Origin of the sequence: Klebsiella sp. CN_Kp088 (assembly GCF_040064335.1) — a bacterium.
GTDB lineage: Bacteria > Pseudomonadota > Gammaproteobacteria > Enterobacterales > Enterobacteriaceae > Klebsiella > Klebsiella aerogenes.
In genome coordinates, this window is sequence record NZ_JBEAIQ010000015.1 from 209,369 (window position 1) to 224,950 (window position 15,582).

Annotated in this window: 15 protein-coding genes; 12 read left to right on the top strand and 3 right to left on the bottom strand. The window is 56.5% G+C overall.

Annotated features, from left to right (window positions below):
• The first annotated feature begins 10 nt into the window (after positions 1 to 10).
• From livF to ugpQ, 6 genes are all read left to right on the top strand, one after another.
• Complete coding sequence (livF, locus tag ABLV08_RS06170) at positions 11 to 724, top strand: high-affinity branched-chain amino acid ABC transporter ATP-binding protein LivF (protein WP_086538103.1); 714 nt, start codon at positions 11 to 13, stop codon at positions 722 to 724.
• Between the two features lie 271 nt (positions 725 to 995).
• Positions 996 to 2,312 carry a sn-glycerol-3-phosphate ABC transporter substrate-binding protein UgpB gene (gene ugpB / locus ABLV08_RS06175; RefSeq protein ID WP_032713161.1) on the top strand — a complete coding sequence of 439 codons (1,317 nt, stop codon included), beginning with the start codon at positions 996 to 998 and terminating at the stop codon, positions 2,310 to 2,312.
• 106 nt (positions 2,313 to 2,418) lie between these two features.
• Positions 2,419 to 3,306 carry a sn-glycerol-3-phosphate ABC transporter permease UgpA gene (gene ugpA, locus ABLV08_RS06180; protein WP_015369328.1) on the top strand — a complete coding sequence of 296 codons (888 nt, stop codon included), beginning with the start codon at positions 2,419 to 2,421 and terminating at the stop codon, positions 3,304 to 3,306.
• Positions 3,303 to 4,148, top strand: a complete 846-nt coding sequence (gene ugpE, locus ABLV08_RS06185; RefSeq protein ID WP_015369329.1) for a sn-glycerol-3-phosphate ABC transporter permease UgpE — start codon at positions 3,303 to 3,305, stop codon at positions 4,146 to 4,148. The genes ugpA and ugpE overlap by 4 nt, the downstream gene beginning before the upstream one ends.
• A gap of 1 nt (position 4,149) precedes the next feature.
• Positions 4,150 to 5,220 (top strand): sn-glycerol-3-phosphate import ATP-binding protein UgpC, encoded by a 1,071-nt coding sequence (locus ABLV08_RS06190; RefSeq protein WP_015703701.1) that lies wholly within the window; start codon positions 4,150 to 4,152, stop codon positions 5,218 to 5,220.
• Positions 5,217 to 5,957: a glycerophosphodiester phosphodiesterase gene (gene ugpQ, locus ABLV08_RS06195; RefSeq protein WP_015703700.1), complete on the top strand. Its 741-nt coding sequence runs from the start codon at positions 5,217 to 5,219 to the stop codon at positions 5,955 to 5,957. The genes ABLV08_RS06190 and ugpQ overlap by 4 nt, the downstream gene beginning before the upstream one ends.
• A 23-nt stretch (positions 5,958 to 5,980) precedes the next feature.
• On the opposite strand, the gene ABLV08_RS06200 is transcribed toward ugpQ, so the two are convergent.
• Complete coding sequence (locus tag ABLV08_RS06200) at positions 5,981 to 6,301, bottom strand: DUF2756 family protein (RefSeq protein ID WP_015703699.1); 321 nt, start codon at positions 6,299 to 6,301, stop codon at positions 5,981 to 5,983.
• Between the two features lie 124 nt (positions 6,302 to 6,425).
• Here ABLV08_RS06200 and ggt point away from each other — a divergent pair, with 124 nt between their 5' ends.
• Complete coding sequence (gene ggt, locus ABLV08_RS06205) at positions 6,426 to 8,171, top strand: gamma-glutamyltransferase (RefSeq protein WP_020077772.1); 1,746 nt, start codon at positions 6,426 to 6,428, stop codon at positions 8,169 to 8,171.
• Positions 8,172 to 8,637: 466 nt separating this feature from the next.
• On the opposite strand, the gene yhhY is transcribed toward ggt, so the two are convergent.
• Complete coding sequence (yhhY, locus tag ABLV08_RS06210) at positions 8,638 to 9,126, bottom strand: N-acetyltransferase (RefSeq protein ID WP_045413210.1); 489 nt, start codon at positions 9,124 to 9,126, stop codon at positions 8,638 to 8,640.
• Positions 9,127 to 9,353: 227 nt separating this feature from the next.
• Positions 9,354 to 10,001 carry a polymer-forming cytoskeletal protein gene (locus tag ABLV08_RS06215; RefSeq protein WP_045389812.1) on the bottom strand — a complete coding sequence of 216 codons (648 nt, stop codon included), beginning with the start codon at positions 9,999 to 10,001 and terminating at the stop codon, positions 9,354 to 9,356.
• A gap of 262 nt (positions 10,002 to 10,263) precedes the next feature.
• On the opposite strand from ABLV08_RS06215, the gene ABLV08_RS06220 reads away from it, so the two are divergent.
• The 5 genes from ABLV08_RS06220 (at position 10,264) to gntU (ending at position 15,403) form a co-directional block, all read left to right on the top strand.
• A complete protein-coding gene (locus tag ABLV08_RS06220) occupies positions 10,264 to 11,301 on the top strand; it encodes an oxidoreductase (RefSeq protein WP_348855664.1) in 1,038 nt (345 codons plus the stop codon).
• A 121-nt stretch (positions 11,302 to 11,422) separates the two neighbouring features.
• Positions 11,423 to 12,118, top strand: a complete 696-nt coding sequence (locus ABLV08_RS06225; RefSeq protein WP_015369337.1) for a pirin family protein — start codon at positions 11,423 to 11,425, stop codon at positions 12,116 to 12,118.
• Between the two features lie 225 nt (positions 12,119 to 12,343).
• On the top strand, positions 12,344 to 13,339 hold the full coding sequence (gene gntR, locus ABLV08_RS06230) for a gluconate operon transcriptional repressor GntR (protein WP_015369338.1): 996 nt from the start codon (positions 12,344 to 12,346) through the stop codon (positions 13,337 to 13,339).
• Between the two features lie 193 nt (positions 13,340 to 13,532).
• On the top strand, positions 13,533 to 14,063 hold the full coding sequence (gene gntK, locus ABLV08_RS06235; protein WP_015369339.1) for a gluconokinase: 531 nt from the start codon (positions 13,533 to 13,535) through the stop codon (positions 14,061 to 14,063).
• Entirely contained in the window at positions 14,063 to 15,403 is a 1,341-nt protein-coding gene (gene gntU / locus ABLV08_RS06240) for a gluconate transporter (protein ID WP_015369340.1), read from the top strand. Before gntK ends, gntU begins: the two co-directional genes overlap by 1 nt.
• Positions 15,404 to 15,582 lie beyond the last annotated feature (179 nt).

Genomic DNA, 15,582 nt, shown 5'->3' on the forward strand with positions numbered 1-15,582 from the left:
GACGCATAAGATGGAAAAAGCGATGTTAACTTTTGACAATGTCAGCGCCCACTACGGCAAGATTCAGGCGCTGCACAACGTCAGCCTGCATATCAAACAGGGTGAGATCGTTACGCTTATCGGCGCTAACGGCGCGGGGAAAACTACCCTGCTCGGTACGCTGTGCGGCGATCCGCGGGCCTCCAGCGGGCGCATTGTCTTTGACGGTAAGGATATTACCGACTGGCAGACGGCGAAAATCATGCGTGAAGCGGTGGCGATCGTGCCGGAAGGGCGACGCGTCTTTTCGCGCATGACGGTGGAAGAGAACCTGGCGATGGGCGGTTTTTTTGCCGACCGCGACCAGTTTCATACCCGCATCAAATGGGTGTATGAGCTGTTCCCGCGTCTGCATGAACGCCGTATTCAGCGCGCCGGCACCATGTCCGGCGGCGAGCAGCAGATGCTGGCGATCGGTCGCGCTCTGATGAGCCAGCCGCGCCTGCTGCTGCTTGATGAGCCCTCATTGGGGCTGGCGCCGATTATCATTCAGCAGATTTTCGATACCATCGAACAGCTGCGTGAGCAGGGGATGACGATCTTCCTGGTTGAGCAGAACGCCAACCAGGCGCTGAAGCTGGCCGATCGCGGCTACGTACTGGAAAACGGTCACGTGGTGCTGGAGGATACCGGCGACGCGCTGTTGGCCAACGAGGCGGTGCGCAGCGCCTATCTCGGCGGTTAATACATTGTAACCCGGCGTCATTCATTTCGCCGGTTTGTAGCCCGGGCGAGGCGCTTGCGCCGACCCCGGGAGCCGATCGCACGAATATTATCCGTGTCTCAGCTCCCACTTTACTTCCCCCATCCTTTCATCGGCTTGTCATCTCCCTGACCCGTTACTATCTTTTTTTTGTAATAAAAAAGTTATTTTTCTGTAATTCGAACATGTCATGTTACCCCGCGAACATAAAACGCGTGAAATCGCGCATCCGGAACAACAAGAGAGATAACCGATGATATCGTTACGACATACAGCTTTAGGACTGGCGCTGAGCCTGGCATTTGCTGGCCAGGCACTGGCAGTAACCACCATCCCTTTCTGGCACTCGATGGAAGGGGAACTGGGTAAAGAAGTTGATTCTCTGGCGCAACGTTTCAACGCGGCCAATCCTGATTACAAAATTGTTCCGATGTACAAAGGCAACTACGAGCAGAGCCTGAGCGCCGGTATCGCCGCCTTCCGTACCGGTAACGCGCCGGCGATTCTGCAGGTGTATGAAGTCGGCACCGCCACTATGATGGCGTCAAAAGCTATTAAGCCGGTGTACCAGGTCTTTAGCGATGCGGGTATTAAGTTCGATGAATCGCAGTTCGTACCGACGGTGTCCGGTTATTACACCGATTCAAAAACCGGCCATCTGCTCTCCCAGCCGTTCAACAGCTCCACGCCGGTGCTGTACTATAACAAAGACGCCTTCAAGAAAGCGGGTCTGGACCCTGAGCAGCCGCCTAAAACCTGGCAGGATCTGGCGGCCTACACCACGAAGCTGAAAGCGGCCGGAATGAAGTGCGGCTATGCCAGCGGTTGGCAGGGCTGGATCCAGATTGAGAACTTCAGCGCCTGGAACGGCCTGCCGGTCGCCACGAAAAATAACGGCTTTGACGGTACCGACGCGGTTCTTGAGTTCAACAAGCCGGAGCAGGTGAAGCATATCGCGCTGCTCGAAGAGATGAACAAGAAAGGCGATTTCAGCTATTTCGGGCGTAAGGATGAATCCACCGAGAAGTTCTATAACGGCGACTGCGCGATGACTACCGCCTCATCCGGCTCGCTGGCGGATATTCGTCAGTACGCGAAATTCAACTACGGCGTCGGCATGATGCCTTACGACGCTGATGTGAAAGGCGCGCCGCAGAACGCTATCATCGGCGGGGCCAGCCTGTGGGTGATGCAGGGCAAGGACAAAGAGACCTACACCGGCGTGGCGAAGTTCCTCGACTTCCTGACCAAACCGGAAAACGCCGCCGAGTGGCACCAGAAAACCGGCTATCTGCCGATTACCACCGCGGCCTACGATCTGACGCGCCAGCAGGGCTTCTATGATAAGAACCCAGGCGCTGATATCGCCACTCGCCAGATGCTGAACAAGCCGCCGTTGCCGTTCACCAAAGGCCTGCGCCTGGGCAACATGCCGCAAATTCGCACCATCGTTGATGAAGAGCTGGAGAGCGTGTGGACCGGCAAGAAAACCCCGCAACAGGCGCTGGACTCCGCCGTTCAGCGCGGGAATCAACTGCTGCGCCGTTTCGAGCAAGCAACCAAATCGTAATCTGTAACTTGCCCGGTGGCGCTGCGCTTACCGGGCCTACGATGTGCCCTATGTAGGCCGGGTAAGGCGTAGCCGCCACCCGGCATTGTTCAGGAATAAAATCTTCATGTCATCATCCCGTCCGGTATTCCGCTCGCGCTGGCTGCCCTATGTGCTGGTCGCGCCGCAGCTGATTATCACGCTGATTTTCTTTATCTGGCCCGCGGGCGAAGCGCTGTGGTACTCGCTGCAGAGCGTCGATCCGTTTGGCCTTTCCAGCCAGTTTGTCGGCCTGGATAACTTCGTCACGCTATTCCACGACCCGTACTATCTGGACTCTTTCTGGACGACCATAAAATTCAGTACCCTGGTAACCGTCAGCGGCCTGCTTATTTCGCTGTTTTTTGCCGCGCTGGTCGACTATGTGGTGCGCGGCAGCCGCTTTTATCAAACGCTGATGCTGCTGCCGTATGCCGTGGCTCCCGCCGTCGCGGCGGTGCTGTGGATCTTCCTCTTCAATCCCGGACGCGGGCTGATCACTCATTTCCTCGGCGAATTGGGTTACGACTGGAACCACGCGCAGAACAGCGGCCAGGCGATGTTTCTGGTGGTCTTCGCCTCGGTCTGGAAGCAGATAAGCTACAACTTCCTGTTCTTTTTCGCCGCGCTGCAGTCGATCCCGCGTTCGCTGGTTGAGGCCGCCGCCATCGACGGCGCCGGGCCGATTCGTCGCTTCTTCAAGCTGGCGCTGCCGCTGATTGCGCCGGTGAGTTTCTTCCTGTTGGTGGTCAACCTGGTTTACGCCTTCTTCGACACCTTCCCGGTGATCGATGCCGCCACCGCCGGCGGCCCGGTGCAGGCGACCACCACCCTAATCTACAAAATTTATCGCGAAGGTTTCGCCGGGCTCGATCTTTCCGCTTCCGCCGCGCAGTCGGTGGTGCTGATGTTCCTCGTCATTATCCTGACGGTGGTGCAGTTCCGTTACGTTGAAAGTAAGGTGCGTTACCAATGATTGAGAACCGTCGCGGGCTGACGATTTTCAGCCACACCATGCTCATTCTGGGTATTGCCGTCATTTTATTCCCGCTGTATGTCGCCTTCGTGGCGGCGACGCTGGATAACAAATCGGTGTTTGAAACGCCGATGACGCTGATCCCCGGCGGACATCTGCTGGAGAACATGAAGACCATATGGGTGAACGGCGTCGGCGTCAACAGCGCGCCGTTCTGGCTGATGATGCTCAACAGCTTTATCATGGCGTTCGCCATTACGGTAGGCAAAATCGTGGTGTCGATGCTTTCGGCTTTCGCCATCGTCTGGTTCCGCTTTCCGCTGCGTAACCTGTTCTTCTGGATGATCTTCATCACTCTGATGCTGCCGGTCGAGGTGCGTATTTTCCCGACGGTGGAAGTGATCGCCAACCTCAAAATGCTCGACAGTTATGCCGGGTTAACGCTGCCGTTGATGGCTTCGGCTACCGCCACCTTCCTGTTCCGCCAGTTCTTTATGACTCTGCCGGACGAGCTGATTGAAGCGGCGCGTATCGATGGCGCTTCGCCGATGCGCTTCTTTCGCGACATCGTGCTGCCGCTGTCGAAAACCAACCTCGCCGCGCTGTTCGTCATCACCTTTATCTACGGCTGGAACCAGTATCTATGGCCGTTGCTGATTATTCAGGATGTGAATCTTGGCACCGCCGTCGCCGGTATTAAAGGCATGATCGCCACCGGTGAAGGTACTACCCAGTGGAATCAGGTGATGGCGGCGATGCTGCTGACCCTGATCCCGCCGGTCGTCATCGTTTTAGCCATGCAGCGCGCGTTTGTGCGCGGCCTGGTCGATAGTGAGAAATAAAATGGCTGGTTTAAAACTACAAGCAGTAAGCAAAAGCTGGGATGGCAAAACCCAGGTAATTCAACCGCTAACGCTGGACGTGGCGGACGGGGAGTTTATCGTCATGGTCGGCCCGTCGGGCTGCGGGAAATCAACGCTGCTGCGGATGGTTGCCGGACTTGAACGAGTGACCAGCGGCGATATCTGGATTGATCGTAAACGGGTGACCGAGATGGAGCCGAAGGATCGCGGTATCGCGATGGTGTTCCAGAACTATGCGCTTTATCCGCATATGAGCGTGGAAGAGAACATGGCGTGGGGTCTGAAGATTCGCGGCATGGGTAAGGGATTGATCGCCGAGCGCGTACAGGAGGCGGCGCGTATTCTTGAGCTGGATGGCCTGCTCAAGCGCCGCCCGCGGGAACTGTCCGGCGGTCAGCGCCAGCGCGTGGCGATGGGCCGCGCTATCGTGCGTGACCCGGCGGTATTCCTGTTCGACGAACCGTTGTCAAACCTCGACGCCAAGCTGCGCGTGCAGATGCGTCTGGAACTGCAACAGCTGCATCGGCGCCTGAAAACGACCTCGCTGTATGTCACCCACGATCAGGTCGAAGCGATGACCCTTGCCCAGCGGGTGATGGTAATGAATAAGGGGATTGCCGAGCAGATCGGCACGCCGGTCGAAGTGTACGAAAAGCCCGCCAGCCGCTTTGTGGCGAGCTTTATCGGCAGCCCGGCCATGAACCTGCTGGAGGGGCGGGTGAGCGATGATGGCGGCCGCTTTGAGCTGGAAGGCGGTATACAGCTACCGATGAATCACGAGCATCGGCGTTACGCCGGGCGTAAAATGACTCTCGGTATCCGCCCGGAGCACTTTATTTTAAGCTCGCAGGCGCAAGGCGGCATTCCGCTGCTGATGGATACGCTGGAAATTTTAGGTGCCGATAACCTCGCCCACGGGCGCTGGGGCGAGCAGAAGCTGGTGGTCAGATTGCCGCATCAGCAGCGCCCGGCGGGTGGCAGCACGCTATGGCTGCATCTGCCTTTGGAACATCTGCACCTCTTTGATGGTGAAACAGGACAACGCGCATGAGTAACTGGCCTTATCCCCACATCGTCGCCCATCGCGGCGGCGGTAAACTGGCGCCGGAGAACACCCTGGCGGCTATCGACGTCGGCGCCCGCTACGGGCACACGATGATTGAATTTGACGCCAAGCTGTCGAAGGACGGGCAGATCTTTCTGCTGCACGACGATAATCTCGAACGCACCAGCAACGGCTGGGGCGTGGCGGGCGAGCTGTCGTGGGACGATCTGCTGAAGGTCGATGCCGGCAGCTGGTACAGCCGTGAATTTAAGGGCGAACCGCTGCCGCTGCTCTCTCAGGTGGCGGAACGCTGCCGCCGTCACGGCATGATGGCGAATATCGAAATTAAGCCGACCACCGGGCAGGGGCCGCAGACCGGCAAAGTGGTGGCGCTGGCCGCGCGCGATCTGTGGGCCGATATGACCGCGCCGCTACTCTCATCCTTTGAAATCGACGCGCTGGAAGCGGCGCAGGAAGCCGCGCCCGAGCTGCCACGCGGGCTGCTGCTGGATGAGTGGCGCGATGACTGGCGCGAATTGACCGCCCGGCTGGGCTGCGTATCTATTCATCTCAACCACAAGCTGCTGGATGCGGCTCGGGTAGCGAGCCTGAAACAGGCCGGCCTGCATATTCTGGTGTATACGGTCAATAAACCCCAGCGCGCCGCTGAACTGCTGCGCTGGGGCGTAGATTGCATCTGCACCGATGCTATTGACGTCATCGGGCCGAATTTCCAGCCTTAATACTGATTTGCGGCGGACGATCTTTACGGGTTAGTCTGCCGCAGCATCCCGCCGTTGTTGTTCGGCAGTACCTGCGGCTGCGAATTGAGATTGCCGCCCTGCGCCGCGCGCTGCTGATTGGTTTGCAACTGGCTCTGCAAATGCTGCTGCTGCGAACGGGTCTGATTATTCAGATTCTGCTTAAGCATGCTTTGCTGCTGCTGTTGCTGCACCTTCATCTCATTTTGCATTCGCTGCTGGCTGGGCACCACATAACCCGGCTGGTTAGGGTTGTTATCGATGTTAATCGGCTGTGCTAAAACGCCGAGCGGCATCAGCGCCGCCAGGAATAAAATCGCTTTCATTGTTTTCTCCTCCCGTGCGTGGGATCACTTAAGTGTACCTCGAATTCGCCATAACAATGATTTTTTAGGAGTTATCAACCAGGCTTAAGCCGGGATATAAAACCTACCTTTCAGGAGTAAGACAATGATAAAAACAACAATATGGCGTCAGGTGGTCATCGCAGCGTTACTGGCGGGGGGCAGCTTTACCGTCGCCGCCAATCCGCCGCCCCCGCCGCCGGTCTCGTATGGCGTTGAGGAAGATGTGTTTCACCCGGTGCGCGCCCAGCAGGGGATGGTGGCCTCGGTGGATGCGCTGGCGACCCGCGTCGGCGTGGATATTTTGCGTCAGGGCGGCAACGCCGTCGATGCGGCGGTGGCTGTCGGCTACGCGCTGGCGGTCACGCATCCGCAGGCCGGTAATATCGGCGGCGGCGGGTTTATGATGCTGCGTACTAAAGACGGTAAAACCACGGCGATCGATTTCCGCGAGATGGCCCCGGAACAGGCCACCCGCGATATGTTCCTTGATGAACATGGCAATCCGGACAGTAAAAAATCGCTGACTTCACATCTCGCTTCCGGTACGCCAGGCAGCGTCGCGGGCTTCTCTCTCGCGCTGGAAAAATACGGCACCATGCCGCTGAATAAGGTGATCCGCCCGGCGATTAAGCTGGCGGAAGAGGGCTTTATCGTTAACGATGCGCTGGCTGACGATTTAAAAACCTATGGCAGCGAAGTGATCCCGCAGCATGAAAACAGCAAAGCGATTTTCTGGAAGAATGGCGAGCCGCTGAAAAAAGGCGACCGGCTGGTGCAAAAGAATCTGGGGAAAAGCCTGGAGCTGATTGCCGAGCACGGCCCGGACGCCTTCTATAAAGGGGCTATCGCCGACCAGATTGCCGGTGAGATGAAAAAACACGGCGGGCTTATCACCAAAGCCGACCTCGCCAACTACAGGGCCGTGGAGCGTACGCCGATTAGCGGTGAATATCGCGGCTATGAGGTTTACTCCATGCCGCCGCCGTCCTCTGGCGGGATCCACATCGTGCAGATCCTCAATATCCTCGAAAACTTCGATATGCAGAAATATGGCTTTGGCAGCGCCGACGCCATGCAGGTGATGGCGGAGGCGGAGAAACATGCCTATGCCGACCGTTCGGAATATCTCGGCGACCCTGACTTCGTCAAAGTGCCGTGGCAGGCGCTGACCAGCAAAGCCTACGCCAAAGCGATCGCCGCTGAGATCGACGTCAACAAGGCGAAGCCTTCCAGCCAGATCCGCCCGGGCAAACTGGCGCCGTATGAAAGCAACCAGACCACCCACTTCTCGGTGGTCGATAAAGACGGCAATGCGGTGGCGGTGACTTATACGTTGAATACCACCTTTGGTACCGGCATCGTGGCCGGCGACTCCGGCATTATACTCAACAACCAGATGGATGATTTCTCGGCGAAACCCGGCGTGCCTAACGTCTATGGGCTGGTGGGCGGCGACGCCAACGCGGTAGGGCCGAAAAAGCGTCCGCTGTCGTCGATGTCGCCAACTATCGTGGTAAAAGACGGGAAGACCTGGCTGGTGACCGGTAGCCCGGGCGGTAGCCGAATTATCACCACCGTGCTGCAAATGGTGGTCAACACCATTGATTTTGGGATGAACGTCGCGGAGGCCACCAATGCGCCGCGCTTCCACCACCAGTGGCTGCCGGACGAGTTGCGGGTGGAGAAAGGTTTTAGCCCGGATACCGTGAAATTGCTGGAAGCAAAGGGGCAGAAAGTCGCGCTGAAAGAGGCGATGGGCAGTACCCAGAGCATTATGGTGGGGCCGGACGGCACGCTGTATGGCGCTTCCGATCCGCGTTCACCCGGTGATTTGACCGCAGGGTATTAAGGTGTTGCCCGGTGGCGCTGCGCTTACCGGGCCGACAACTGTATGAAAGTAGATACTGTTATCCGTTTGCAACTGTTTTGGTCCGGGAAAAACATGTGCTTTGTGTTAATTCTGAACACATTGCGCTCCCGGTTAATTTTGCTGCAATATGTTTTCCGTGGCGCAGGGAGCGTACAGAGGGCGGCCAGTCGCCGCCGCCCTCTGTACTCCCGGGCTCTGGCCGCCAAAATCGCCACTTCGTGGTTCCTTCGACTTATCCCGGCAGGCTACGGGTCGGGCCGAGGCAGCGTCCGTGCAAAACACGGCCCTCAGCCCGCATCCATGCGGGCTGCCCCGGCCTTCCGGGAACGTCTCAGCGATTTTGAGGCCCATCAACACCGGCAGTTTCAGCCAGCATGGTGAATAAATTAAAGGTAGGCCGCACGAACGTAGGCCGGGTAAGGCGAAGCCGCCACCCGGCAACACGCTACTTCATTCTCGCCATATAATACGCATCCACATACTCGCCGTTGCGCAATGCGTAACCCTTGGCGGTGCCTTCGATCTCAAAGCCGTACTTCTTATACACCGCGACTGCCGGGGCGTTATCGGCGAACACCGTCAGCTCAATGCGCTCGACGCGCAGCCAGTTGTCGCACATATCAATCATGGTGCGCATCAGCGCGCTGGCGACGCCGCGGTTGTGCCAGCGCGAATCCACGCTGATACCAAAATCGGCAACGTGACTACGGCGGGGACGTTGGGCGACAGCAATGCATAAATGCCCCACGACTTGCCCATCGATACAGGCCACCAGTTGCTTCACGCCAGGCGTATCGGTTAGCCGCTCCCGCCACATATGCTCGGATGGATGAGGGACCTGTAGCGTGTTGTGATACACCTCCGGCTGGGCGTGAATTTGACGAATCGCGTCAACATCTTTCGGTTCAGCATGGCGTATCACGATATCACTCATTCCTTGTTCCTCATTCAGGTGAAAAGTCCCTTTAAACATCACTGAGTACGGCGTTCGAGTCAACACGCATTATTTGCAAAAAAAAGTAGACAAGTGCGAATGAGAATGATTATTATTGTCCTGCATTCAGGGAGACCCTTGCGGAAAGCCTGAAAGCACGACATTGCTCACATTGCTTCCAGTATTACTTTAGCCAGCCGGGTGCTGGCTTTTTTTTTGCGCTCATTTCAGGCGTGTTGCGATTTTACGGGTTTCGTCCCTTCTTCCGGGATCAGGCCGACGATATTGCTTTTGTTTTTGCTTTCCGCTGCGGCCAATACCTCTGCACTGCCGGTAAACAGGCCGCCCTTTTTAATCGCCAGCGCGCGATAGGCGAGGGTGCCGTCGATGTTGCCATGTTCCTCAATAGCGATGCTATCGCCACGGCACTGGCCATGAACCTTGCCGTCGACGATCAGCTCGCGGCAACTGATATTGCCCTCGACCTGACCTTCGCGCATCACCTTAATCAGATGTTCTTTGGCCTCAATGTTGCCGGTGACCTGGCCGTGGATATAGACATGGCCGCTGGCGACGATGTTGCCGACAAAATGCACGCCGCTGGCGATCACCGTGGTTTCCTGTTTTTTGACGCTTGCCGTTTCTGGCTCTGTTGCCGCCACGGCTGGCGCCGCGACTTCAGCAGCCTGCGCTTCGGTTTTATTTTTCTTCATAAACATAGCGTTAATTTTTTCCCTTTGGGTATGAATAAGGAATGCGAAGAGGGTACAGGCGGCCGCAAGGCGCGCCAGCGCAATCTCATCGCTAAACCAGGCGATCAAAGCGAGAAGCCAGAAACACATGGCACAGTTTATGGCGAGGTACTTTTTTTCCATCAGCAGCGGCTGGCTACTCCGTTAGTCTTTAGCAACGTCCTGGTTGCCCCTCACTTATGCGCAGTTTTGCCATCGAAAGCAAGCATTTTAGTAGAGAAAATGAAAAATATTTATTTATTAATCAATTACTTATCAATAATTATATATGGGTGGTAGCCGAGATATTTTATTGGTGAATTCTCCTGGCTGGCGGAAAGGGGGATGAAGTGAGCCCCCGGCTTGCGCTATGGTTAAAGGCAGCACATCAACTAAGGACAGCGTTATGATTCTGCACTGCGCATTTATTGGCTTCGGTAAAAGCACGACCCGCTATCATCTTCCTTACGTCCTGCATCGCAAATACCGCTGGCACGTCGCGCATATTTATCGCCGCAGCGCCAGGCCGGAAGAACAAGCGCCGGCGTATTCCCATATCCACTTCACCAGCGACCTCGATGAAGTGCTGAACGACCCGCAGGTCAAACTGGTGGTGGTCTGCACCCATGCCGATAGCCACTTCGAATACGCGAAGCGGGCGCTGGAAGCGGGGAAAAACGTACTGGTCGAAAAGCCCTTTACCCCGACGCTGGCAGAGGCGAAAGCCCTGTTTACGCTGGCGAAAAGCAAAGGGTTGACGGTGACGCCTTATCAGAACCGCCGCTTCGACTCCTGTTTCCTGACCACCAAAAAGGTGATTGAAAGCGGTAAGCTCGGCGAACTGGTGGAAATTGAAAGTCATTTTGATAACTACCGACCGGTGGCGGAAACCATCCAGGGGGGACCGCAAAGCGGCGATTTCTATGGCCTCGGGGTGCATACCATGGACCAGATCATTTCGCTGTTTGGTCGCCCGGATCATGTTTCCTACGATCTGCGATCACTACGTAATAAAGCCAATCCCGATGACACGTTTGAAGCTCAACTGTTTTATGGCGACCTGAAAGCGATCGTCAAAACCAGCCATCTGGTACAGATTGACTACCCGAAATTCATCGTTCATGGCCATAAAGGCTCGTTTGTGAAATACGGCATTGACCAGCAGGAGACCAGCCTGAAGGCCAACATTATGCCGGGCGACACGGGGTTCGGCGCTGATGACAGCGTAGGGCAACTGGTCTATATCAACGAGGCGGGCGTGGCGGTACGTGAAGAGGTGCCGCTGGAAACCGGCGACTACGGACGAGTGTATGACGCGCTGTATGACACCCTCGTTAACGGCCAGCCGAATTACGTCAAGGAATCTGAAGTTCTCACCAATATGGAGATTCTGCAGCGCGGCTTTGAACAACCTTCTCCGGCTACTATTACCCTCGCAAAATAAGAAAATCTGGCTCCTCGCCGCTTGTTCATATTTTTTGAACAGAGGAGTCAATTTTCACCCTCTATGATCGCCGGCGGAATGGGTCCACACTTACTCCATCGAAAACATACGGGGGTGCAACATGATCTACTTACGCAAAGCTAACGAACGTGGCCACGCTAACCATGGCTGGCTGGATTCCTGGCATACTTTCTCTTTCGCCAACTACTACGACCCGAACTTTATGGGTTTCTCCGCGCTGCGCGTGATTAACGATGACGTAATCGACGCCGGCCAGGGGTTTGGCACCCACCCGCACAAAGACATGGAAATCCTGACTTATGTGCTGGAAGGCGCGGTTGAGCACCAGGACAGCATGGGTAACAAAGAGCAGGTTCCGGCTGGCGAGTTCCAGATCATGAGCGCGGGTACCGGCGTGCGTCACTCTGAGTACAACCCGAGCAGCACCGACCGTCTGCGTTTGTATCAGATCTGGATTATTCCAGAAGAAACCGGCATTACGCCGCGCTACGAGCAGCGCCGCTTTGATGCCGCGCAGGGCAAACAGCTGGTGCTGTCGCCAGATGCGCGCGAAGGGTCGCTGAAAGTGCATCAGGATATGGAACTGTATCGCTGGGCGCTGCTGAAAGATGAGCAGTCGGTTCACCAGATTGCCGCGGAACGTCGCGTGTGGATCCAGGTAGTGAAAGGCGAAGTGACGATTAACGGCACCAAAGCCACCACCAGCGATGGTCTGGCGATTTGGGACGAGCAGGCGATTTCGGTTCACGCCGACAGCGATAGCGAAATTCTGCTGTTCGATCTGCCGCCGGTTTGATACGCGTCATCCTTCAAGCCGCATTTTTGTTGGCTCTCCTCACTCACCCCGGGCGCGTACCCTTTGTACGCTTCCGGGGATTCGTTGCGTTGCCGCCTCAATGCAACTTGAATGATTTTGCGTATCAACTCTAAATAAATCTTTTGGCCCTTTTTTCTCCGGGAAGGTTGCGCTTTGTCCGTGATAAACTGAGAAAATGTTTCCCAGCCGATCACAGTCAGGACGATGAAAAAGAAAAGACCCGTACTTCAGGATGTAGCCGATCTTGTCGGCGTGACCAAAATGACGGTCAGTCGCTATTTACGTAACCCGGAACAGGTTTCTGAGGCCCTGCGTGGCAAGATTGCCGTTGCACTCGATGAGCTGGGTTATATTCCCAATCGTGCTCCTGATATTCTCTCTAACGCCACCAGCCGCGCCATCGGCGTGCTGCTGCCCTCGTTAACTAACCAGGTCTTCTCGGAAGTGCTACGCGGCATTGAAAGCGTCACCGACGCCTTCGGTTATCAAACCATGCTGGCGCACTACGGCTATAAGCCGGAGATGGAAGAGAAGCGCCTCGAATCGATGCTCTCCTGGAATATTGACGGCCTGATCCTCACTGAACGTACCCACACGCCGCGCACGTTGAAAATGATTGAAGTGGCCGGGATCCCTGTGGTTGAGCTGATGGACAGCCAGTCGCCGTGCCTCGACATTGCCGTCGGTTTCGATAACTTCGAAGCGGCGCGGCAGATGACGGCGGCGATTATCGCCCGCGGTCACCGCCACGTTGCTTATCTCGGCGCGCGTCTGGATGAACGTACTATCATCAAACAGAAGGGGTACGAGCAGGCGATGCTCGATGCCGGCATGACGCCCTACAGCGTGATGGTGGAGCAATCCTCTTCCTACTCGTCAGGGATTGAGCTGATGCGTCAGGCGCGTCGCGAATATCCGCAGCTCGACGGCATCTTCTGCACCAACGATGACCTCGCGGTCGGCGCGGCGTTCGAGTGCCAGCGTCTGGGGCTGAAAATCCCGGACGACATGGCGATAGCCGGTTTCCACGGTCACGATATCGGTCAGGTGATGGAGCCGCGTCTCGCCAGCGTATTGACCCCGCGTGAGCGCATGGGGCGCATCGGCGCCGAGCGTCTGCTGGCGCGCATCCGCGGTGAGACGATTACCCCTAAGATGTTAGATTTAGGTTTCACATTGTCACCGGGTGGATCTATTTAAACCGACAAGTTTGAAGTAGATCACACATATTCACATCTGACACGAATGGTTATTGCTTCTCCCAGGGTCCGGCATGACAATGTTACCGATAACAGTTACCCGTAACACTTGCCCGTAATCATTAACCAGTACGCCGCTTTCGCGCTGTATCAGTCAGCCCCGGCGCGGCGTACCAGTCCAGTGGGAGGACGCTTTGAGCACGACTAACCATGATCACCACGTCTATGTCCTGATGGGCGTTTCCGGCAGTGGTAAATCCGCCGTCGCCAGCGAAGTGGCGCATCAACTGAAAGCCGCGTTTCTCGATGGCGATTTTCTGCATCCGCGCAGCAACATCACCAAGATGGCTTCCGGCGAGCCGCTGAACGACGATGATCGCACCCCGTGGCTGCAGGCGTTGAATGACGCGGCATTTGCCATGCAGCGCACCAACAAAGTTTCGCTGATCGTCTGCTCAGCGCTGAAAAAAAGCTACCGCGACATTCTGCGCAAGGGCAACCCGAACCTCTCCTTTATCTACCTGAAAGGCGACTTCGACGTGATTGAAAGCCGTCTGAAGGCGCGTAAAGGGCACTTCTTCAAAACCCAAATGTTGGTGACGCAGTTTGAAACACTGCAGGAACCAGGCGCTGACGAAAGCGATGTGCTTATCGTCGATATCGACCAGTCACTGGAAGGCGTGGTCGCCAGCACCATTGAGGTGATTAACAAAGGCAGTAACTAGTGAGTACTTTAACGCTTGTTTTAACAGCAGTCGGCTCGGTATTGCTGCTGCTGTTTTTAGTCATGAAGGCGCGTATGCACGCCTTCGTGGCTTTGATGGTGGTTTCTATTGGCGCAGGTCTCTTTTCCGGTATGCCGCTGGATAAAATCGCGGCGACGATGGAAAAAGGGATGGGCGGCACGCTGGGCTTCCTGGCGATAGTCGTCGCGCTGGGCGCGATGTTCGGTAAAATTTTGCATGAAACCGGCGCGGTCGACCAAATTGCGGTGAAAATGCTGAAGTCCTTCGGCCACAACCGCGCGCATTATGCTATAGGCCTGGCCGGCCTTATCTGCGCGCTGCCGCTGTTCTTCGAAGTGGCGATCGTGCTGCTGATTAGCGTCGCGTTCTCCATGGCGCGCCATACCGGCACTAACCTCGTGAAGCTGGTGATCCCGCTGTTCGCCGGCGTAGCCGCCGCCGCGGCATTCCTGCTGCCGGGGCCCGCGCCGATGCTGCTGGCTTCGCAGATGCACGCCGATTTCGGCTGGATGATCCTGATTGGTCTCTGCGCCGCTATTCCGGGGATGATTATCGCCGGCCCGCTGTGGGGTAACTTCATCAGCCGCTACGTTGAGCTGCACATTCCTGACGATATCAGCGAACCGCATCTCGGCGAAGGTAAAATGCCGTCCTTCGGCTTTAGCCTCTCGCTGATTCTGCTGCCGCTGGTGCTGGTCGGCCTGAAAACCATCGCCGCGCGCTTTGTGCCGGTGGGATCCACCGCCTATGAATGGTTCGAGTTTATCGGCCACCCATTCACCGCGATTCTGGTTGCCTGCCTGGTAGCGATTTACGGCCTGGCGGTACGTCAGGGGATGGCGAAAGATCGCGTGATGGAGATCTGCGGCGCGGCGCTGCAGCCGGCGGGTATTATTCTGCTGGTGATTGGCGCAGGCGGCGTCTTCAAGCAGGTACTGGTTGACTCCGGCGTCGGCCCGGCGCTCGGCGAAGCGCTGACTGGCCTGGGTCTGCCGATTGCGATTACCTGCTTCGTGCTGGCGGCTGCCGTACGTATTATTCAGGGCTCCGCGACCGTGGCGTGTCTGACGGCGGTCGGCCTGGTAATGCCGGTCATTGAGCAACTGAACTACAGCGGCGCGCAAATGGCGGCTCTCTCCATCTGTATCGCGGGTGGTTCGATCGTAGTGAGCCACGTGAACGATGCCGGCTTCTGGCTGTTCGGTAAGTTTACCGGCGCCAGCGAAGCGCAGACGCTGAAAACCTGGACGATGATGGAAACCATCCTTGGCACCACCGGCGCCATCGTCGGGATGATTGCCTTCCAGCTGCTGAGCTAAGCAAAAATAATTTCCCCGGACACCACCACGGTATCCGGGGAAAAATCAGGGTAATGCCGCTTATCCTGAATTCTCTTCGGTAACACGCTTTTTTTCCCTCTTTTCCACTTCCTTTTGCCGTGAATATCAGCGCTACGACAATGTTCGTATTGCTCGTCAGGCCTTGCGGCACAAGGCTT